Raw genomic sequence first — 23,332 nt, forward strand, 5'->3', positions numbered from 1 at the left:
CCCGGCTTGGTGGCACGATATCTGCCGGCTTCACGTCTTCTCCCCTCCCTGCTTCTGTGATTGCGCGCTTTTCAAGTTATCAGGAACGTTCTCGTCCCAAGGGATTTCATTGAACTCGATGGAGATGTAATCCGGCTCCCGGTCGATAATACGTGAGAGCTCGCGTGTAAACACCTCCACGATCTCCTGCTTTTGCTCATCCGTCCTGCCTTCATACAGCCTGATCGTAATTTCTGGCATCCGATTTAAGCTCCCTTCATTACGTGATGTAAACGCTTTAACAACTTCATCTTAGCGTTCCTGCGGAAGGGCAACAATGGACTGTCTTTTCATTCACTTGTGTTTTCTTTAGGTCATGACAAGTAAGCCCAAAAAGCCCGCTTACGAATGGGGACCTCTTGGAACATCTTATTTTTGGGATATATAGTAATTAATTTTATCTATCTCACTAGAACCTTGCATTAATAAACGTAATATTAAAGAAATAAAACGAAAAATACGTCCACGGAACCGGTACCTTAGAACTATTTTTGTTCATAAAGCTAATATTAATATGACTTTATAACGATATACTTTAGGAAGTAGCTTACCTGGGGGTCCTATAAGCGAAGTAGAAATTGAAGCAACGTAGGAAGTACCCTGAACCAATGAGAGAATGTCATGTAACAACAGCAGAATCCAGAATTATAGAAGTTGCACGATATCGATTCACTAGACATTCGTTAGATTACATAGCGTATAGCCTCCCCATCCAGGTATAGTACATTTTCACAATCGTAGAAGGAGTGAACCATCTTGTTTAATAAGCTTCGCTGGAGTACCATGCCTTTCTTCATCAAAAATTTGGTGATTTCATTCGGCAGCATCATGTTGATCGGTGTAATTCTGATTACTGCCGCGTATCAATTGCAAAAAAATATCTTGGTTGAACAGTTGCACGACCAAGCTACCGTCATCACCCAGAAATGGTACGATGATCTCGACACTGCCAAAGTGGCAGAAGCGGCTAAGGAAAAAAGCTATTCCGGTCCTGTACAGCTGGAAATGAAAGCTTATCTCGATTCCATCCATGAATTCTATCCAAACATCGCGCAAGCGTACATTTTTGGTTCAGAACTTGAGCAAGGAAACGGAACGTCCATCATCGCGATTCCAACGAATCTGTTGGAACCATTCGAGGAAGGTAACCTGCCCGCAGGTGCCATGTACCCGCTGCCTCAGAATAACGTCGTAGTACTGGAACAGATGAAAAAGGACGGAAAGCCTGCCTTCAGTGATTTCTACACGGATGAGTACGGAACCTGGACCACTCTGATCTATCCGATTAATAACGCAGATGGTTCCATGTACGCTGCTCTTTACTTCGATGTAGATGCAAGTGCCGTTCCAAAAGGTCTGAACAAACTGCTTACGTACGGTTTGATGTTCCTAATCGGTTTCCTGATCCTATTCATGGTGTTACAATTCATTTTGCTGAAAAGAACGTTGCTTCCGATCCGCAATCTGATGAAAGGTATCGAAGAAGTCAGCACGGGTAATCTGGACGTAACCATCGATACCGGGCGAGATGATCTGGGTATCATCAACGAGAAGTTTAATGCGATGATCCATCGCTTCAATACAACCATCTATAAAGTACAGAATGCTTCACATCACCTCTCGGAATCTTCCAAACAACTACTGGGCATTTCCGAGAAAAATAATGTGAACATTCAATCCATCAGCACCAATATTCGAGAAATATCTACTGGACTGGTGTCACAAGACAAAGCCACTGTGGAGAACGCACGTGCCATGACAGAGATGTCAACGGTAGTGCAGACGATCGCCAGCAGCTCAGCCGATGTGGCAGATGAAGCACTCAGCATGGAGCAGCGCTCCAGCACAGGTAATGTGGTGATGCAACAAGTCATTGAGCAGATGCGCCTGATCTCGGGTGCGGTCCAAAATACGTCAAATTCGATTCAGTCTTTGGAAAATAACTCGAACCAGATTAGCAACATTGTTAACGTGATTACGGAGATTGCTGGACAAACCAACTTGCTTGCACTTAACGCTTCAATTGAGGCAGCCCGCGCAGGTGAAGAAGGAAGAGGTTTTGCGGTGGTTGCAGGTGAGGTACGTAACCTTGCAGAGCAATCGCAGGAATCAGCGAAGCAAATTCGACAGTTAATTGAAGAAATTCAACGGGATATCATTCAGTCTTCCGAGGCGATGCAGTTGGGTTCCAAGGAAGTTACCAAAGGCTTGGAAGTTACCCAAGAGACTGGCGTATTTTTCGAGAATATTCTGACTGCTACGAATAAAGTTGCAAACCAGATTCAGGATATCTCCAGTTCTACTGAAGAGATCTCAGCAAGCACACAAGAAATGTCTGCCACAGCCGATGAACTGTCTGCCAATGTCAGCAAGGCAGCAAGCAGCAGTAAACAAATTGAGCAGTCAATTGATGAGCAGGAAGCCTCCATGGCTGCCATTGTGAGTGCCTCCGATGAACTCTCGGTTGTATCCGAGCAACTTCAAGAACTGATCTCATTCTTTAAAGTACGCGCAGAATAGAAGCAATAGGATACCGTAAAAACACCAGGGCTTATGAGTGATTTAACTCGAAGCCCTGGTGTTTTTTTAATGAAGCTTCATTTTTGGTGCATATATAATCCTCTTGGTCTCTTCACCAAAGCCGAGTTAAAAAGTGAAGGGGTACACATAAAAAAATCCCTGTCTCATTCTTCGCTTTTGGGTATACCTCATCGTGTGAATTCATTAGTGGTATTAGGAGCACAGTTAGATAACGAAGCAGTGCTCTACCTCTTACCCAATTTCAATTCACGCACTCCATACAGAGTGCGACTTACTGATCGTATTACAAACAACCGTATCCAATTGATTTCAATCCACGCGCTCCATACAGAGTGCAACTTTACCGTCTACGTAAAAGCGTATCTCCTTGCCGAGTTCATTTCAATCCACGCACTCCATACAGAGTGCGACGCGGACCGGAGTCAGTACGTGACGGCAACGTGGATATTTCAATCCACGCACTCCATACAGAGTGCGACTTGCGAGAGTATGGTAGTGTTTGGTCGGGCAGTTCTATTTCAATCCACGCACTCCATACAGAGTGCGACCCTAGAGAGTGCATATTGGGCAGGGATCTCATGATTTAAATCCACGCACTCCATACAGAGTGCGACTCGACCGTGAGAATACATCTACTGACTATACCGAAATTTCAATCCACGCACTCCATACAGAGTGCGACAGCACCTTTAACAAATTGATCGTATGTACCTTTATTTCAATCCACGCACTCCATACAGAGTGCGACTTTAGACGTATTCGAGTTGTGCCAGACATCAATCTATTTCAATCCACGCACTCCATACAGAGTGCGACCACGGAGGGGTCAACCCATGGAAAATATTGAATGGATTTCAATCCACGCACTCCATACAGAGTGCGACTAGGATCTGTAAATGTCATTAAAAATTAACCTCCTATTTCAATCCACGCACTCCATACAGAGTGCGACTAGCTCCATGGGACAGTCTGATAACACAGCCGAATTTCAATCCACGCACTCCATACAGAGTGCGACTCGGAGGTAACGATGCGACGCTGACCTCCATGGAATTTCAATCCACGCACTCCATACAGAGTGCGACTCATCGCGCTGCCTGGGAGGTTCGGCATCAAATATTTCAATCCACGCACTCCATACAGAGTGCGACCTGTCTGACCCGGCATTCTTGGTTGCGGCACTGGAGATTTCAATCCACGCACTCCATACAGAGTGCGACATCACACTCTAGGAGGAGGCCTTGCCTGATTATCTATTTCAATCCACGCACTCCATACAGAGTGCGACATACTCCTTCACCTGACGCTCCAAAATAGTGTATATTTCAATCCACGCACTCCATACAGAGTGCGACTCGTGACGGTATACTCAGTGTCGAATTGCAGATTCTATTTCAATCCACGCACTCCATACAGAGTGCGACCGTCCAATACGAAGTGGACACAAAGACTGATATCATTTCAATCCACGCACTCCATACAGAGTGCGACAAAACCCTCACCGATAGACTTTCCTCATATCAAGATATTTCAATCCACGCACTCCATACAGAGTGCGACAAGTGTGGACATTACAGGTACATTATACTTGAGAATTTCAATCCACGCACTCCATACAGAGTGCGACTTATCGCCTAGATGAATACATTGCTACTATTAAAAATTTCAATCCACGCACTCCATACAGAGTGCGACATCCACCATTGAAGACATGTCACCCAAAAAAGAGGATTTCAATCCACGCACTCCATACAGAGTGCGACCCACGCAGGGATTAACTACCGTGGAAGCGATCCAATTTCAATCCACGCACTCCATACAGAGTGCGACACTTAACAATGCAGGGTCTCCACTTGTTCCTTTTGGAATTTCAATCCACGCACTCCATACAGAGTGCGACGGTTAACTTGGATATTGCCAAAGGTGATCAATTGGATTTCAATCCACGCACTCCATACAGAGTGCGACAATCGAAACTTACGAAGAACACAATAGAGACTGACATTTCAATCCACGCACTCCATACAGAGTGCGACAATACAAGCGGCGTTGTACAATATTCAGGTGAGATATTTCAATCCACGCACTCCATACAGAGTGCGACGTATGATTTCTATCGTATTTGTGCAATGTTGGACAATTTCAATCCACGCACTCCATACAGAGTGCGACATGATTCAGAGGACGAAAGGTTCAGGGCATCAACTATTTCAATCCACGCACTCCATACAGAGTGCGACTTATGTATATCAAGATGCTGTCATTTACTTTGCTAATTTCAATCCACGCACTCCATACAGAGTGCGACTGCTTGGGTTTCTACCAAAACAAATGACAGTAGAAATTTCAATCCACGCACTCCATACAGAGTGCGACGCGTAGGATGGCGCCTATTGCACGTTAAACACACGATTTCAATCCACGCACTCCATACAGAGTGCGACTCCATCGTTGCACCTCTCGTATTACTAAGACCAATTTCAATCCACGCACTCCATACAGAGTGCGACAAGTTTGACTTCCAGATGCTATGGAAGGGTAAGCGATTTCAATCCACGCACTCCATACAGAGTGCGACCTATTGCTCCTCTTTTATGATTGTGCTCCTAATAGATTTCAATCCACGCACTCCATACAGAGTGCGACGGCTATTTGCGAGTCCTCCACAGCAAAATATTTTTATTTCAATCCACGCACTCCATACAGAGTGCGACTTACGCACGACTATTTCGTTAAGTATGCAGTACTTATTTCAATCCACGCACTCCATACAGAGTGCGACGTAGGGCGTGCGATTGATACCCTTACAGTGACAGATTTCAATCCACGCACTCCATACAGAGTGCGACATACATTGCTTCACCAATCGCCATACCGCCCAAAAATTTCAATCCACGCACTCCATACAGAGTGCGACGCGCTTCGAAAAAAAACGCTTGTGGATTTGCAGGCATTTCAATCCACGCACTCCATACAGAGTGCGACTTAAGGAGGTAAAATATGATTTCGATGTACTCAGATTTCAATCCACGCACTCCATACAGAGTGCGACCAAAACAATGCTGACTCACAACGGTTGATGCAGCAGATTTCAATCCACGCACTCCATACAGAGTGCGACAGCGAAAAGTGACGTAATAACTATGCTTGAAGAATAACTATTAACGTATTTTCGATAGTTCTACTTCTTTAAAACGGTTATCACAAATTTCCGATCATAAATCATTGCCAAAAGGTCACAATAAAGACCTTTTCGACAAATTCCGAGGTGCGAATCCCCCAGGGAAATCATGTGAGCTTGGCATTCGCACCTGCTAAAGTATTAACGGATCACCCATATCATAGGAATCTTTGGCACCCACATGTTGAACTTTACTTTTGTAATTATCACCTAAGTTATAGAATCGAAGACTATCTGTATCCTTATCAATTAATTCTTCCAGTTCGAATCTTAATCGTCTAAATTGGGCAGCATCCAGTATACATTCAAACACCGAGTTTTGTACTCGCTGACCGTGATCCACACACTTTTTCGCCACTTTAGATAGTCTTCTACGGCCTTCACTATCTATCGTGCTTACATCATACGTAATCAAAATAAGCAATCATCACACCTACTTCCACAGAAACGGAGGATATTCATCCAGATCACCCCGTATATACCTGGCCAATAGCAATGCTTGAGTATAGGGTACAAGCCCCCAAGGTATTTTTTCATTCAAATACGGATGCATAATCTTTTCCTGTTTGCGTTCTTGCCATGCTTTTAACACTTTCTTTCTCGTCTCATCTTCCATAATCACTGCGAGATTTTCTTTTACATAAAAGCCTTTATCGTTAACTACCTTTTTATTAATGAGAGAAAGTACAAATCGGTCTGCGTACACTCCCCGAAGTTCCTCCATCATATCCAGTGCAAGAGAAGCTCTGCCAGGACGATCCCTGTGCAAAAAACCAACGTATGCATCAAGTCCGACTGATTCAAGTGCAGACTTCATATCATTAGCGAGTAAGGTATAAGCAAATGATAATAGTGCATTCACTTTATCCAGCGGAGGTCGCCGGCTACGTCCATAAAAATAAAACGATTCTTTTTGCTGTAGAATCAGATCATCGAACACAGAGTTATATTGCACGGCAGCCGATCCTTCCAATCCGCGCAATATATCCAATTGCTCCACCTCGCGCAACAGCTTCATCGTTTCGCCTAGCGACTCCGTGACCTTCTTGATTCGTTCCGTGTCGATGCGTAGTGTATAATCCCGTGTGGCTCGTTCCAAAATCCACTTGTTGTTGTATAACTTGCCTGTAATCATATTACGAGCAACCCGCGCACTACGCACCTCATCGTCCGAGATACGATACTGTTCTTTGCGAAGAACCACATTTCCTCGATCCTCACCAATCACCCGTGCGAGGAATCGCCCCGTTCGTGTCATAAATGTCAAACTAACATTGCGTGACGCACAAGCCCCCATTAGTGCTGGACTTACTCCAGCATAGCCAAAGGTACAAACGGCCTCCAAATTATGTAGCGGATAGCGAGCAAGAATTTCTTCCTCCTGCTTCACCACAATGTTTTCCCCATCCAGTCCAAGGTATGTATCGGGTAATGTTACAAATAAGGTGTTCAGCAGCTTTTTCATTCATTCAACCTGCTTTCGATGTAACTTGAAACGGAGCGTTTGTTCAAGATATCAGGCACACATATATTGTTCAAAGAACAACTTAGGCAGTGTGGTCCTGCTTTGGCTTTGGGTGTATGGTTCCGTTCAAAATAATGTCTCATCTCTTGAATACTTGCCTTCACTCGTTCCCGATCTGCCGCAGTAATTATGACTTCAACCCTATGTTTGATCTCATCATAATAAAAATAGGCCTTGGGAATATCACATACGAGCATTTCTTCAAGACACATGACTTGTGCTACCAATTGGGAGTGATCGGAATCATTTCGTTTGGGCTTGCCGCGTTTGTATTCAACAGGATAAGGAAGGTATAACCCTTCCTCTCCCGCAAGTGGAACTCCAGATGGATCACGAATGAATTCAACGACATCACAGATGCCTGTGATCCCAAGTTCTCTCGATTGTACCGGAAGTGCACGAACAACTAGTTTATCGCCTCGTTTTTCACGAAGCGCTGGCTGATCTGCCTTTCGATGCAAATGATCCCCCTCAATGGTGCGCACGTTGTCTTCCCACTGCTGTTCGATATGAATTAATGCCCACTGCCTTCTGCAAAAGTTAAAATGCTGAATCCCCGAAAGCAGCAGATAATCCTCTTCGTTATAGTCCTTCATATTCTTGGACTTCTAATCCATCAAGTTGTTCTAGAGTGTATGTGTATCGAGCATGTGTGTTTTTTTCCTCTTCTGTTGCATCGGGATTTTCTTTAATTACCAGGGAACGATGCACCTTTGCAGAAGAATATTGACCAAGTTTGGATTTGTGTTCCCACCAATACACCTTATGAATCTCCATGCTACCTTCTGGTCTGGCCGAAGATAGGTCATTTTCGAAAAGAGTTATAAGTGACTGTTTAATTCTTTCAGCATCATCATTGGTGAAGCCAGTCTTTTCTGCCAATTGCGTATTGATACTTCCCTTGAAAACATATACGCCAAAGTCAACGCGATGCTTCATCCCCATTGTATCCGAACCCCGCTCTTTGCCAGGTTCCGAGCTTACGCTTTTGGTTATTTGCATACTTGTGATGTCGATAGGTTCGATACTTCGAGCTGTATGTATTGAGACTGGACCACGTACACCAACAGATACACCCCCACCGCTCCCTGCCCCCTTAAAGGCAAAAACTTGACCAAAACTACGTACATCAATCCATTCCTCACAAGCAACTTTAGCAAACTCTTCACTAGATAGATTCTTTGTCTTCATTATTTTGTTAAGATTCGCATTAGCGTCGGCTCGTTCCCGCAAACTTCCGTAAGCATCCACTTTACGGTCATTGGATTGAACAAAGATCGACCCTCCCATATCTTGAAGACGATTTCTGATTTTACGCTTCAGCGCGACATCCGATATTTCACCATAACCATCATAGTTTTGTCTTGGACGATTTCCATTTAGCGGGTCACCATTCGGGTTGGCATTGTGAACTGATAATACAACAGCAAAATCAATTTTATGATCCAAACTCATTCTACTCACTCCTTAGTTATTATTTTCTTTGTTCTCATCGGAATTATCTTTCTTTTTACTTTGATAGAGCGCATGTCTTTGACTATAAAATCCAAGCAAATATTTTCCTGATAATGGTGTATTGTTAAAATCTTCATATTTAAATCTAAAACCAATTTCATCAATAATCTTCGTCCAATACATAGCTTCTCTGCCCAATCTGGTCTGATAGGGTTGTATTGCCTGTTGAATCGTCGTCCATGTCCGCTCCGGATGTCTGGAAAATGCATTCATATAACGAATTGCATTGGTCGCCCGCTTCTCTTCCCCTAAAGCGCGCCGTTCCAGCACATCCGCCACCGCCAGCATACGCCCAAATAGATAACTCCGATCATCATTATGTTCATCAAGTGCCAATTCCATTTCCTCCTGTCTTTCGCTCAAATGTTTTTTGATTAACGAGCAAGCAATACTCAACGTTTTCTCCCACTCCCAAACTTCCAGAGCGACAGGGTTGGAAGCCCTGTTGGTGACACTTGAGATGATGTCCTGCGGAATCTTTGCACCATCAATAATACACGGAAGCATACGTTCCATAAGACTCTTAATCACTTTATCGCCTGCGCGAGGACCATGAGCAGCAAAGGCAATATCCCTTGGTGCAGGAGCTCCATAAAAAACAACATAGTCATTTTGATCATCTTTCCGATATCGATGCAACCAAGCGCAAGCCATATGCCAATAAGTGATCTTGTCCAAATAAAGGTCCTTATCCATATTGCGGAAGTATAGAACCGCCATTCTACCCGTTGTGGCTGAATCCAGTACCATGATATTTACATCGGACTGAGACAGCGTACCTTTACCGTCTGTTAGTTGATTTTTAACTCCGTCCAAAGCCTTACCGAATTCGCTCGCCCAAGCTTGATTGGTGTTTGATTTTAGCACTACAGTTGGCATCACTTCTGGATCGAGAGCGAAGGAGTCTTCCATCGGATCAGGTATATAAAGTGAATCGTTACCCCATGCAATAAATACCCGATCATCAATTGGTTTACCTTGACGGTTAATCAACCATTTCAACGCATTATGAGATTTTTGAGATGCCTCATAGCTGATACTTGCCGCATCCCTACTATGAACAAACCGCCCCCGAAACGTAAAACCACTAGTGTCATTTGACGAAATTAATTTGGCTTTGTCCGCGGAATTACGAATTTTATTGGCATGACGTTCTGTATTAGGGAGAATCTCCCCCGTTACGTAACAATAATCTTCATCGCCTAACTTTTCTTTATAATAATCAACAAAAGATCTATATACTTCCTGATCCTTCCAAACAGCAGTTAAGGGGCTAACAGGCGAATAAACGTTGAACCTTACAAAAGCACTGGTCTGATCTCCTGCTATTATTCCGAAAATAGATGGCTTCACAGGATATCGCCCTTCATACTTGTTGTCCCACTTATCAATCAAAAGATTGTTCTCGTCCACGACCAAGGTGTTATTGTAATTAACCAAATCATGAATTAATGCTCTTTTGCTGAGATAACGATAGATACTAATTACTTTAGGATGTGCATAAGGAGATTCAGCCCAATTTTGTAGTTCATGTATGTAGGTTTCATAAGGCTCTTCTCCTTTGATCTTACCGCCAAATGTCACAAAGTCCCCCGCTACATAGCTTAATTTGTCGTGCAATGGATAGGGGGCAATAGCCGAACCCGCTCTACTGGCAGATTTCTCTGTACAGGGAATCAACGTGCTTGTATCGCCTTTGTCAATGACTCTGGCGGAATGAAATGTACCTTCCTCCGTAACAAGCACTTCAATATGTGCATTTTGGGTTGTATGTGAGACAGGCAGTAGAGTAAACTCTCTTTCATTTCTCATTTCTACTTCTCCTACCCTGCCTATGTTAGATTCATAGGTTTCATACAGGTTGAACAGCCAACTCATCGTTCTACCTCCTCTCCCCAACTATTCAACAAATGTTCTGCTGATTCTACGTTGCTATTATCGAACCGTTTGCGATGCATCTCCGAAATAGTACGAACCTTTTCACATTCCTCTGGCTTCTTGAACTTTATAACTCCATTTTTCATTTCGGGCTCCCATAGCCGAACCTCCATCTGATCCCTGCCAGTCTCATCCGGATAATTGATACCATGTACCATCGTGCCAAAATGAATGTCGCCGTAATTTTGATAAAAACTGTCACCTTCACCAAACACACATGGTTCAACGTACCCCTGACATTCCCTTGTACCAAGAAAGATATCTCTACGTCCTCCAGCCTGAACGCATCTTTTCAAGATACTATGATGCTTATTTTCGTTGCGATCAAAAGCCATATCCGGCCGGTTCTCGTTAAATATAAAATGAGCCGCCACTTGATAATGAACGTCTTTAAGATAAGTATAATTAGCCAAAGTATTGCCACCGCCGTAGTCAATTGGGCGAATCCCTTTCGATTCCATGCGAATAGGATTCATAACTCGAATTGCATCGACAACCATGATCAACGTCGGTTTCCAGTAAATACTTTCCAGTATTCCCTTCATAGATTGATATGTAGGAATCTGATAACTAAGCTTCTCCCCGCCCAGTTTGGTCAATGGATCAGTAAAAAGTGCATAATCTCCATATACGGAGAACTCAACTGAATTTCGAACCATCCACATTCACCCCCTCTCCAATATTGGAATATATTTCCGAGATTCATCATAAACCTAAATCAAAAAAATGTAAATGAAATTCACTATACACTATATGAACAAAAATTATTTAAAAAAACATGATATACTATCTTAAGTTTTTGTCGTCTATTTTTATACGGACGTGGATTGAAAAATATAGTGTATGGTGTGAGAACCTATCTGAAATACTAGGTAGGTTTTTCATATTTTAAAAATAGAAGCCTCCAGTCCAGCTATCGTTTTCCAGATCGACCCCGTATTCTTCGTTGTAAGCTCCGTCTTTCAGAACCTTCACTTGCCCATCCAAACATATATCCAAACCTTTGTTAACATCTAGTTCCCTAATTTCATAGGGGAAAAGATTAACGGTATACTGTTGCGCTTTGCGCATCAATCTACTGAAATCTTCAATGCGTTCAGCACCATTTAGTTGGGCAATAATATTTTTGCCCTCCCCATAAGGTACAATTACGGAAGTCGTTTTATCTTCAATAACATGAAAGTGCTCTGCAGCCGTTCGATAACTATTAACGAGAAATAATGGTGGACTTTGCTTTATATTTTCAAAATAACTCTGGTAATAACGGTTATTCTCATAACCTGCAAACAATAAGTCTGTCATCGTTACATTTAATGCAGCAACGTTAAAATTTAGCGACGTACTTACATCCAGATAGAAACGTTGAAAATAGCCACGCATTGCTTGAAGCGACAGAAGGTGACCACCATGTACATTGGGGTTTAAACGCATATCTATGAGCATCTGTTTCGAGATTTCCTTGCCCTTCCTGACCTCATGCAAATGTTTCAGATCTTCTTGTGCATGATCAATCACGTAAACCTGCTGAATCTCTTCCTCGCCGTTTCTGTTGCACCTTCCTGCCGCTTGCGCAATAGAATCCAGCCCGGACAAAGAACGAATGACACATTGAAAACTGATATCTACCCCTGCCTCTATTAGAGGTGTACTTACACAAACCAATCTTTCTTTCCTATCAAGAAGATTCCTAATCTCATCCAAAATCTCCTTACGATGCGAAGCGCACATTGATGTACTTAAATGGTAAACTGGTATATCCAGTGTTGAACTCAATCGCTGATACAAATCCTTGACCACCGATTTAGTGTTTAAAACAACCATCATGTTTCGTTTGTCAGCTAGTTTTACCTGTATGAAATCCGTCAAGGATTCATTCGAATAGGACTTATGGGAGGCTTCATCCTTGATCTCAACCCTTTTAAATGAGGTAATGACCTGAGTCAGGTTTTGGATTATTTCCGCGTCAGGACTAATATGCAGACGATGCTCGACAAAGTCCAAAGCGGGTTGAGTCGCCGTACACAGAACCATAGTGGACTGTCCATAGTCTTTCAGAAAATTCAGAGCTTCATTAAATAGGGAAACACACGATACAGGAACTTTCTGCACTTCGTCAAAAATAATGACAGCTTCACAAAGATTGTGCATTCTACGGATATTTCTACTACCTTTGGCATAGATCACGTTTAAGAACTGTACCATGGTTGTAAAAATAATCGGTGAGTCCCAATTATCCTTCGCAAGCTTCAACTTCTGACGGACATTCTTAGTTCCTTCTTCTGTTTCATCCGTCTCATCATCTTGGTCGTCCTCAATGACATTTGAATGATGCTCCAAAATATGCGCATCATCCTCTAATATTCTTCTTACCTCTGCTGCGTTTTGTTCTATAATTGTTGTGTATGGCAACACATAAATAATCCGTTTTTTTCCAGAATCAAGAGCGTGCTTTAAAGCGTACCTGAGACTCGCCAGCGTTTTTCCTCCGCCAGTAGGAATAGACAACGTGTAGATACCAGTCGATCTTCTCGCAAATTGGTCACATTGTTCCGACATTTCCTGTCTTAGCTGATTAATATCTGATCTTGATTCTCTTCCCACGTTGGCCAAATGATTGATCTCTACCATCAACCTATCATAATAGGTTTGAAAAAGTCTTTTAGTACAAGGCGTCTTTTCATCTTCCTCTGTAATTCCTTCTTCAAAACGTCTGGTATCTGTGCGATCTGCATCAACTAATGCACTAAATACGAACTTCGTAAGAAACATGCATTTCTTTTCTCTAGTAAACGTAGAAGGAATATCTAAAAACCGTTTCAGTTCATTAACTGCCTCATTTACATATTGTTGAAACTCGTCTTCGCTCATTACAGATTTAAAAAATAGTTGTACGCTTTTATCAAAATCAATAACTTCTTGCTTATCTCTGACTCTGTATAGATATGGCGACTTCAATTCAGGGTCCATATAATCGTGCAGATAAGAATGATGAGAAATAATTGCGTTTCCTACAATTTCAGCCAAAATCCCTTTTTCCCGTAAAATTTTCCCTGTGTGAAAAAAATGATACAATAGCCTACCGCCTGCTGTAGAATGATCAATTTTTTTAGCCTTTCGAGAAATTTCAGGATGATGTACTGCTTCAATAATATATTCCAAAAAAGCTGTCGTAAATTTACCCATATCGTGCAACATACCAGCAAGACCAGTAATATGACGGATCTTCAGTTTGTTTCCGAAAGTTTCAGATAACTTTTGTACCCCAAGTAAATGCACTTCGACCCACTGATTTTCAAAATCACTTTCTCGTATATGAGCTATATATTTCAACCATCTATCCCCAATCACCAATATAGTTCTTATGTCACACAAAAAAAATGTAACTACCCGCATAATTTCCTATCTTCAGACTTCTATAGACCTATTCGAAATACCTGCTAAAAATCCACATATTTCTTCCTTTTTTGATAATTAAAATAAAAAAATGCACTCCTTTCAAAGAGTGCACCTTCGATCTTGACGGTTACGTTTTTTATTCATACTTCGTGTACAACAGGAGTACAACACGAATGCAGTTTTAATCACTTCCTCCGTAAAGAGTGCGACCTCTTCCTTAACCTCGGCACCCTTGCCTTTCATATTTCAGTCCACGCACTCATATAGAGTGCGACGGCACCCTCGCTAACTTTACCACTGCCCTCAACAATTTCAATCCACGCACTCATATAGAGTGCGACAGCAGAAAACAACGTATATTCGTTTCAAAAAAAGTTTCTAACGTTATTCTGCCATTTAGTAGATGATAATAAATTCATCTTAATACAAATAATCCAGTTAATTCAAGAACGATGTTGCCAAAAAGGGACAATAATAGCTTATTCGACAATTTTCGAGGTGCGAATCTCCCAGAGATTTTATGTGAGCTTAACATTCGCACCATTAAAGTAGCGCTTTTTACAGGTCTTATCTTTGTTGCTTTAGAAATCTTATATTTTCATATATCGACACCTAAAGAACCAAAAAATCTTCAATGTATTTGATCTCATTCTATAATGCTACTATGACCATGGTATCGTTATAGAATATCATTTTCTTATTGAAATCGATCAAGCTTCAAGTTCATATCAACACGTTCTGGTGTCCACAAAAGGACATCCGTGAGAAAAGTCAACGCATCCATTCCGCACAACCTATCCACGATTGACTCTATCAGTTCTTTTACATTTCCTTGGGGTTGCTCAGCGAGAATTATTCCTCCGGTATCTCCATTAATATATAGGTGATCTACGTGAGCAACTTTGTGTACATGCCGCAGCCATAGCGTACCTTCGTCAAGGAAAAAGATATAACTTTCATTCATAACATATCCTTGGTAAATATAAAAATCCTGAACGTCATCAAAAGGACCTATCACTACAGAAGCTAATTTAATACGATCTGACATACTCAGGAGCACCTCTTTTCATTAGATCGTTATCAAAATCTCATATTATCTACTTAAATCAAAAATCATTTTTCATGCATAGTAATCCTTCGTTCTGAGATATCGCCTCCATATTACAAAAATAATTAAACTCTTTATAATGAACTAAAAGTTCGATTTATTATACATATAGTACAACAAGTGATATTTTTATTCAACACTAATTTATACATAAAGTACGACTTCTTGTATTTATAGTCCATATTCAATAAAATACACGTATATATACAATTTTTCTTGGAGGTTAATGATGGCATTAAAACCTAGCTATAAACCAATGGAGATTACTCTAATTAAAAAGGACAAGAATAAAACTTACCTGCGTACTCAACTAGGTATTTCACCTTCTACTCTAGCCAAAATGTCTAATGGAGAGTTTGTTGCGTTAAGTGTGATTGCACGTATTTGCGAAGACCTACAATGTCGTATTGAAGAAGTTGTTGAATTTATAGAGGAGTAAATTTAAGTGGATATCTCAAATCTATACGATGCGAGTGACTATACGTTGTAGTGGATTTGAAAAAGGAGTTTTGTTTGTGCAGATTTACTTTATAGAGAGAAACTTGCCTACATTTCATTTTGATCTACGATATTTAAAATCACAACCGATGCTCCTTTCCAATAAAATTTGATGTTCATGCTACACGAGTTCTCATAATTACTTTTTGAATAACGGCACGTTCAGGTACATCCATTGTGTCCTTCAATTTCAATGTGTGCATTTTGATCCCCTTGCATATTTTCCATTTCCCTCTCAATCTATGTACTAAAAATGTGACCAGTTCAATCTACGTACTGGCTCCGGCACCGTCCGCATTATCAATTCACACACTCCATACGAAGTGACGGTATATGATTAGATGCTTACTCAGACTTAGTTAAGAATATTCATTATTGGTCTTGCTTGGACAAAAAAGCCACCCATCCAAGACTGGGACAGCTAATCAAGAAACATCTTTTGTTTATCTTCAAACCTACAAGGTAAAATGCAACGCGTCTAAGTAATTCATTCCCATTACAGTATCTTTTTCTCAACCTAGACCATCATATAATTTTAATTAAGTATGACTCAAAGAACAATTTAATAATACGCTTATAGCTTGGGCATTCCTTCCAATTCGTCCATAATACATCGCCAGTTCGTAGCTGAATTTTAGATAATATGAGGCATCTATATCTGAAATGTTCTTCCAGTCAATGACCTTTATATTTTCTTCAAATATACTTTCTAATTTTTTTATAGGCAACCCGCTTAACCGGTTGGCTTCTAGTAGCGTTAAGAGCCCAGAAATAAACTCGTCCTTATTTTGAAGTATAAATGATAAATATTCATCTAAAACCTCTGTTTTCCCTTCCAATAAATCCAATACCATCAAATTAACTTTAGAGATCTCTGCATAATATTTAACTTCATCTATCGATTTTTCATCTTTGATTCTTAACCATTTAAAATCGCCATAACTTTCAATACATTCCCGTGCCTTACCAAATTCCAATAACTTTTGATGAGCTATTCCCTGCATCAACAGAGCATAACCTATATAATAAATAGGCACACGATCTGTATGTATTTCTACGATGTGTGTGTCTCCAACTAACATATTTAAATTGTAAATTCTAATGGACTCCTCATATAACATTTCGCCTAGTCTAATCATTTCGCTCCAATTATTCAAGCTATAAGCCATTCTGAGTAGTGTCACAGTCGAGTCTAATCCATATCCATCATTATACCTCGACATACCCTCCCTCCTTATTTTACAATTAATAACATTATATTGTTTTTTATACCATAGATCAAATCTATTGTTTAACAAAACATCTTAAATAAGGTGCATTTAATACGATATTTCAGTTTTCGGAATTATCATCTATATTTATTATTTTAATTCTCTGAAATGAAAAAGTCTTACCCACTTATTCACGCTTAGCATAAGAAAGGTAAGACTTTTTTAGGGATTCGATTTGCATTCCATACGGAGTGACCACTTCCAACTCTCCGTAGGCTGATCCGAAAGGTATTTCAATCCACGCACTCCATACGGAGTGCGACATCGCTGCTCTCAATCATCATAACTTCAAATACATTTCAATCCACGCACTCCATACGGAGTGCGACTTCAAAAATTGGTTTTGTCGGACCTGTCATTAAAGATTTCAATCCACGCACTCCATACGGAGTGCGACGACATTTCATGCTTAAATGGACGCATAGGTATATAATTTCAATCCACGCACTCCATACGGAGTGCGACCTCAATAAAATTAACGTCTTTCTCCAGGTTAAACAATTTCAATCCACGCACTCCATACGGAGTGCGACCTGGACAGCCTATGCAGGCCGTTGTACATGGCGAGATTTCAATTCACGCACTCCATACGGAGTGCGACCTTCTTACGTAACGCACTCTCAATAGTTTGATACAGATTTCAATCCACGTACTCCATACGGAGTGCGACTGCTATTGATGCACAGTAACGAGATAGAGCCATGGATTTCAATCCACGTACTCCATACGGAGTGCGACTTGCGTAGGCGCAACGCTCATTACGATATCCGTCGTATTTCAATCCACGCACTCCATACGGAGTGCGACTTGAATTTGATTATGCAGGGCGTACAGGCGCTTGTATTTCAATCCACGCACTCCATACGGAGTGCGACCCAATGCCGTTCAGCTCGCTTCCCAGGTGTGCAGAATTTCAATCCACGCACTCCATACGGAGTGCGACCATTTCTCCCATGGGTGCGGTCCGCATGACACAGCATTTCAATCCACGCACTCCATACGGAGTGCGACACCAATCGTGGTTGGCCAAGAAGTACGGCAAGCTATTTCAATCCACGCACTCCATACGGAGTGCGACAGCAAAATCCCACGGAACGAATTTCGTAGATTCTCATTTCAATCCACGCACTCCATACGGAGTGCGACCAATTGTGATTTCTTCAGCGATCGTTTTTACAACTGATTTCAATCCACGCACTCCATACGGAGTGCGACGGCTTCAGCAGCTTGGCACCTCCACCAACAACAAAATTTCAATCCACGCACTCCATACGGAGTGCGACTGAGAAACAAAACGAATCTCAAACGTGATGAGCTATTTCAATCCACGCACTCCATACGGAGTGCGACGGCCGAAGGACTCCGAGACGACCGAAATACTAAGCATTTCAATCCACGCACTCCATACGGAGTGCGACCACACTACAGTCGCAATACATTGATCCAAAAACAATTTCAATCCACGCACTCCATATGGAGTGCGACTGAAACAAAATTGATTTAATGTAAGGAGTTCAAGGTATTTCAATCCACGCACTCCATACGGAGTGCGACGGAGCGATACCTTTCACTGCATGTTCTTTCAGGATTTCAATCCACGCACTCCATACGGAGTGCGACCATGGTACACAGTTGGGTCTGGAGTGGATCAAGCGATTTCAATCCACGCACTCCATACGGAGTGCGACTTTTAACCTAGAAGAGCTCACGCTTGAAATTATTTCAATCCACGCACTCCATACGGAGTGCGACTTGCGAGTTGGTGGTGGTTCTATTGAACATAGATTATTTCAATCCACGCACTCCATACGGAGTGCGACGTTATGGTTATTAACGTCGCTGTACATTTATTAGATTTCAATCCACGCACTCCATACGGAGTGCGACATCCAATTGGTTCATGGGGTAAATTTCAATAATTATTTCAATCCACGCACTCCATACGGAGTGCGACGTAAGTCCCATCCTGTTATTAGTTGGTTGTTTGATATTTCAATCCACGCACTCCATACGGAGTGCGACGAAGTCCCATCCTGTTATTAGTTGGTTGTTTGATATTTCAATCCACGCACTCCATACGGAGTGCGACTAAAGAGATATTTGCTTTTTTGTCTACACCTACGGATTTCAATCCACGCACTCCATACGGAGTGCGACACGTTGTCCTATATGTAAAAGATTCATGAGAAAAATTTCAATCCACGCACTCCATACGGAGTGCGACTACCAGGTGTCCTGATCTTGGGGATGTCATTAGGAATTTCAATCCACGCACTCCATACGGAGTGCGACTGCGATAAAAAAATACAAAATTAGCGATTGCTAATTTCAATCCACGCACTCCATACGGAGTGCGACGTGGATTTGCAGGCGAAACTCAAGCTTGGTAGCCTATTTCAATCCACGCACTCCATACGGAGTGCGACGATCCGGATCTCCTGCAGGAGTAAATTGTTAACAATTTCAATCCACGCACTCCATACGGAGTGCGACTATTTTTTGGGCGTTAAAGGCATTAGGCTGTTGATATTTCAATCCACGCACTCCATACGGAGTGCGACTTGGGGATAATCATTTTCTTTTACAACATCTACTGATTTCAATCCACGCACTCCATACGGAGTGCGACACTTAACAAAATAATCATGCGTAACCGTAAAATAAATTTCAATCCACGCACTCCATACGGAGTGCGACGATCTGTGACTTGGACATTCGTACCTTGCCCGATGATTTCAATCCACGCACTCCATACGGAGTGCGACTTGTTGTTGATGCACACTAATGAGATTGAGTCATGGATTTCAATCCACGCACTCCATACGGAGTGCGACGAGATCAGCAGAAAGCACCTGAAGCGCCTATCAGAATTTCAATCCACGCACTCCATACGGAGTGCGACCGATTTTTGCAGTTGTTACTAAAGCAGTCTAATATTTCAATCCACGCACTCCATACGGAGTGCGACCAAGGATACGCTGATCTATGCAAGATCGTTAACGTATTTCAATCCACGCACTCCATACGGAGTGCGACAGCGAAAAAGTACGTATTTTAACGATTTGACCCATCAAAAACACGTATTTTCACTATTATTCTATGACTTTCCATATCATTATTCAATCAAATTATGCCTACATGTTGCCTTAAGGTAACAATTTTGCCCATTTCGACAAATTCTGAGGTGCGAATCCCCCAGGGTTTTCATGTGAGCATCACATTCGCACCTGTCCTATCCGTTTATGACAAAGATCACATCCACCTTCCCTGCTCAAGTGCTACAGTTGTTAACGACCAACTGACCATAATAGTAAATTGGTCAAAAAATAGGGTTTACCTTACCCATTATCCTTTCAACCTACAAGGAGGTGTATATGCGATGAAAACGATAGATCGAAGGCAACAGGTGATGGATTCTGCCGAGAAATCCTTTGCCCTGTTTGGCTACAAGGCCACAACGATGGAGCAGGTTGCGAGACTTGCCAATGTGGGCAAGGGAACGATCTATACTTTTTTCGATAATAAAGAAGAACTGTTTAGCGAGATTCTGCGCTCGATCATTGCGGATATGAGACAGATTACAGAGCAGACCGTGAAGGAAGAGAACTCCTTTCTGGATAACGTGCATATGAGTATGGATTCTTTGCTGGAGTATCGAGAGGAACATGAGCTGTTAATCAAGCTCTTTCAGGAGGTTAACGAGTTCGGTACACCGCAAGCCAAGGAAGGTTTGCAAAAAGTGGAGACAGCCATTCTCGAATATCTGGAGCGTCAGGTCAGCCGTGCCATGGAGTTAGAGCAGATTCGGAGGGATGATCCCAAGCTGGTTTCTTTTGTCCTGCTGAAGCTGTATGTCACCTTAACCTCGGATTGGAACAAAGCGCATCCTACGCTGCATAAGGATCAGATCAAGGATTTTGTGGGCCTCTTTCTCAAGAATGGCTTATCCCCCACTTAGAGAAGAGCGTGCCAATAGCTTCAGAACATAATAGAGATAGAACAAACGGATTAGCGTAAGGATAGGGAGAGAACATGATGAAATCATTCCACGTATTTGGGCAGGATCTGAAGTCCGCCTTCAAAAAACCAAAAGTATTTATTCCAATTCTCGTTGTACTGTTCATTCCGGTGCTGTATAGCGGCCTGTTCCTGAACGCATTCTGGGACCCCTATGGCAAAATGAATGAATTACCTGTAGCCGTGGTCAACACAGATCAGGGTGCAGTCTACAATGACAAATCACTGGAGGTCGGTCAGAATCTGGTCGATGAATTGAAAAAAAGCAACGATTTCAACTGGCAATTCGTGACTCGTGAACAAGCAGAAAAAGGTATGCAAGACAACACATATTATATGACGATTGTGATTCCCGAGGATTTTTCAGCAAAAGCTACCACTCTGATGGAAGATCACCCGCAATCAGCGGAGCTGATCTATGAGCCCAATGAAGGATACAACTTCCTCGCGGGTCAGATTGGTGGAACTGCGGTCAAACAGATCAAATCCAAAGTCTCCGCCAAAGTAACTGAATCGTATACCGAAACGTTACTGGATCAGGTGGAGAAGATCTCTAGCGGTTTATCGGATGCCGGAGATGGTGCTGGCAAGATCAACGAGGGCGCAGCCAAGCTGGATAATGGTGCCTCTACTTTGAAAAAGAACCTGTCCAAACTGGCGGATGGAACCGACAAATTGGAAACAGGTATGGCACCATTAAAAGAGGGTACAGCTACCTTGGCACAAGGAATCGGTACGCTTCATGCAGGAGCCAGCTCCCTGTCGGATGGATTGTCCCAATTGGCGGCAGCAGGCGCGAAACTGGGTAACGGTGCATTGCAGGCTGAAACGGGCGGCAAACAGTTACAGGCAGGTATTCAGTCCGCTCAAGAAGGCGCGGCTAAGTTGGATGCTGGACTGGAAGCTTCCGAACAAGGAAGTGCGAAGCTGGTAGCCGGATTGCAAACCTCAGTGGAAGGCAGCAGCAAAGTAAGTGAAGGTGCCAAGGCCGTTGCGCAAGGTCTTGCCCAATTAGCCGAAGCAAGTCCCGAGCTTGCCGCGAGCCCTGCTGTTCAGCAATTACTGGCAGCAAGTCAGGCCGTTGCCGCTGGCAGCGAACAGGTCTATCAAGGTGGACAGCAATTAGTGGAAGGCAGCAAAAGCCTTCAGGCTGCGCAACAGCAACTGCATCAAGGCAGCAGTCAGCTAGTGCAGGCTGAACAGCAACTTTTACAAGGAGCAACACAATTATCAACCGGACATATGCAGCTTGCAACGGGCCTTCAACAATTTAACACCAAGTTGACCGAAGCAGCAGCCGGAGGAGCCAAACTTGCAGAAGGTTCGAGTCAGTTAAATACAGGTGCAGGCCAATTGGTTACGGGTATGAACCAGCTTTCAGACGGAATCACCACCATTGCCGAAGGTTCCCGCAAGCTGGATGATGGTGCGGAAACATTAAAAGAAGGCACTACCAAATTAACCGACGGCTCTAGCGAACTTGCCACCAAGTTAAATGAAGCGGCAGCTGAAACGAGCAGTGTGAAAAAGACGGATGAACTTGTGAAGATGTATGCACAGCCCGTTCAGGTGGAAGAGCATAAACATAATGAAGTGCCCAACTACGGTACAGGATTCTCGCCATACTTCCTGTCATTGGGGCTGTTTGTCGGCGCATTGATTGCAACGCTAGTTGTACCCACACGCGGCAGTACGGTTACCGATGCGAGTAGCTGGAATCGTTTTGTGAGCAGAACCCTTGCTTTCACGATCATGAGTGCTGTCCAGTCCCTTCTCGCTTCCTGGCTCGTATTGTCCGTATTGGGTCTGGAGGTTCAGAGCGTTCCATTGTTCCTCTTGTTCAGCTTTGTTACCAGTCTAAGCTTCATGTACATCATTCAGGCTTTGGTGACTTGGCTGGAGAATCCGGGTCGTTTCCTCGCGATTCTGATGTTGATCTTCCAGCTAACCACCAGCGCAGGCACCTTCCCGCTCGAACTGATTCCAAATTGGCTGAAAGTGTTTAATCCATGGCTGCCTATGACCTATTCGGTAACAGGTTATAAAGCTGTCATTTCGAGTGGACAGTTCGGTGTAATCTGGGATCAGATCGGAATTCTGTGCATCTTCGCCGTGATGGGTCTTGGAGGAACCTTAACGTATTTCCTGATGCATCGCACCACGGAGAACGCAAACGTCAGCAGTGAAGTCGCACTTCACCTGTAAATTCGTAAATTAAAAAGCAAAGGCGTGTACCTAAGCCCCCCTCTTATGGACAACAGAGGTGTTGGCTAAGGTACGCCTTTGCTTTTCTAGTTTTAGAT

Annotated in this window: 14 protein-coding genes and 2 CRISPR repeat arrays; of the genes, 4 read left to right on the forward strand and 10 right to left on the reverse strand. The window is 42.6% G+C overall.

Going from position 1 to position 23,332, the window contains the following annotated elements:
- Positions 1-30: 30 nt before the first annotated feature.
- Entirely contained in the window at positions 31-240 is a 210-nt protein-coding gene (locus tag J2Z28_RS08290) for a tautomerase family protein (protein WP_036672500.1), read from the reverse strand.
- Positions 241-822: 582 nt separating this feature from the next.
- Between J2Z28_RS08290 and J2Z28_RS08295 the strand changes: the two genes are divergently transcribed.
- Positions 823-2,559 carry a methyl-accepting chemotaxis protein gene (locus J2Z28_RS08295; protein ID WP_211082033.1) on the forward strand — a complete coding sequence of 579 codons (1,737 nt, stop codon included), beginning with the start codon at positions 823-825 and terminating at the stop codon, positions 2,557-2,559.
- Positions 2,560-2,818: 259 nt separating this feature from the next.
- Positions 2,819-5,701: a CRISPR direct-repeat array (repeat unit 33 nt; unit sequence ATTTCAATCCACGCACTCCATACAGAGTGCGAC).
- Positions 5,702-5,894: 193 nt separating this feature from the next.
- Here the strand turns inward: J2Z28_RS08295 and cas2 are convergent.
- The 8 genes from cas2 to J2Z28_RS08335 form a co-directional block, all read right to left on the reverse strand.
- On the reverse strand, positions 5,895-6,185 hold the full coding sequence (gene cas2 / locus J2Z28_RS08300; RefSeq protein WP_026081267.1) for a CRISPR-associated endonuclease Cas2: 291 nt from the start codon (positions 6,183-6,185) through the stop codon (positions 5,895-5,897).
- A gap of 9 nt (positions 6,186-6,194) precedes the next feature.
- Positions 6,195-7,226: a type I-C CRISPR-associated endonuclease Cas1c gene (gene cas1c / locus J2Z28_RS08305; protein WP_211081893.1), complete on the reverse strand. Its 1,032-nt coding sequence runs from the start codon at positions 7,224-7,226 to the stop codon at positions 6,195-6,197.
- Positions 7,223-7,882, reverse strand: a complete 660-nt coding sequence (gene cas4, locus J2Z28_RS08310; protein ID WP_211081894.1) for a CRISPR-associated protein Cas4 — start codon at positions 7,880-7,882, stop codon at positions 7,223-7,225. The genes cas1c and cas4 overlap by 4 nt, the downstream gene beginning before the upstream one ends.
- Entirely contained in the window at positions 7,869-8,741 is an 873-nt protein-coding gene (cas7c, locus tag J2Z28_RS08315) for a type I-C CRISPR-associated protein Cas7/Csd2 (protein ID WP_211081895.1), read from the reverse strand. Before cas7c ends, cas4 begins: the two co-directional genes overlap by 14 nt.
- Positions 8,742-8,753: 12 nt before the next feature.
- Positions 8,754-10,679, reverse strand: a complete 1,926-nt coding sequence (cas8c, locus tag J2Z28_RS08320) for a type I-C CRISPR-associated protein Cas8c/Csd1 (RefSeq protein WP_211081896.1) — start codon at positions 10,677-10,679, stop codon at positions 8,754-8,756.
- A complete protein-coding gene (gene cas5c, locus J2Z28_RS08325) occupies positions 10,676-11,398 on the reverse strand; it encodes a type I-C CRISPR-associated protein Cas5c (protein WP_211081897.1) in 723 nt (240 codons plus the stop codon). The genes cas8c and cas5c overlap by 4 nt, the downstream gene beginning before the upstream one ends.
- Before the next feature lie 229 nt (positions 11,399-11,627).
- Entirely contained in the window at positions 11,628-14,069 is a 2,442-nt protein-coding gene (cas3, locus tag J2Z28_RS08330) for a CRISPR-associated helicase Cas3' (RefSeq protein ID WP_211081898.1), read from the reverse strand.
- 763 nt (positions 14,070-14,832) lie between these two features.
- The gene (locus J2Z28_RS08335; RefSeq protein WP_211081899.1) at positions 14,833-15,183 is read right to left on the reverse strand and encodes a hypothetical protein; all 351 of its coding nucleotides are present in this window, start codon (positions 15,181-15,183) and stop codon (positions 14,833-14,835) included.
- 289 nt (positions 15,184-15,472) lie between these two features.
- Here J2Z28_RS08335 and J2Z28_RS08340 point away from each other — a divergent pair, with 289 nt between their 5' ends.
- Positions 15,473-15,682, forward strand: coding sequence for a helix-turn-helix domain-containing protein (locus J2Z28_RS08340; protein ID WP_017690359.1), 210 nt, complete (start codon positions 15,473-15,475; stop codon positions 15,680-15,682).
- A gap of 598 nt (positions 15,683-16,280) precedes the next feature.
- Here the strand turns inward: J2Z28_RS08340 and J2Z28_RS08345 are convergent.
- Positions 16,281-16,964 (reverse strand): hypothetical protein, encoded by a 684-nt coding sequence (locus J2Z28_RS08345; RefSeq protein WP_211081900.1) that lies wholly within the window; start codon positions 16,962-16,964, stop codon positions 16,281-16,283.
- 278 nt (positions 16,965-17,242) lie between these two features.
- Positions 17,243-20,048: a CRISPR direct-repeat array (repeat unit 33 nt; unit sequence ATTTCAATCCACGCACTCCATACGGAGTGCGAC).
- 343 nt (positions 20,049-20,391) lie between these two features.
- On the opposite strand from J2Z28_RS08345, the gene J2Z28_RS08350 reads away from it, so the two are divergent.
- Together J2Z28_RS08350 and J2Z28_RS08355 are read left to right on the forward strand one after the other, a co-directional pair.
- The gene (locus tag J2Z28_RS08350) at positions 20,392-20,970 is read left to right on the forward strand and encodes a TetR/AcrR family transcriptional regulator (RefSeq protein WP_211081901.1); all 579 of its coding nucleotides are present in this window, start codon (positions 20,392-20,394) and stop codon (positions 20,968-20,970) included.
- Positions 20,971-21,047: 77 nt separating this feature from the next.
- On the forward strand, positions 21,048-23,234 hold the full coding sequence (locus tag J2Z28_RS08355; RefSeq protein WP_211082034.1) for a YhgE/Pip domain-containing protein: 2,187 nt from the start codon (positions 21,048-21,050) through the stop codon (positions 23,232-23,234).
- Positions 23,235-23,332 lie beyond the last annotated feature (98 nt).

The sequence above is a fragment of the Paenibacillus xylanexedens genome, assembly GCF_017874615.1.
GTDB classification, from domain to species: domain Bacteria; phylum Bacillota; class Bacilli; order Paenibacillales; family Paenibacillaceae; genus Paenibacillus; species Paenibacillus xylanexedens.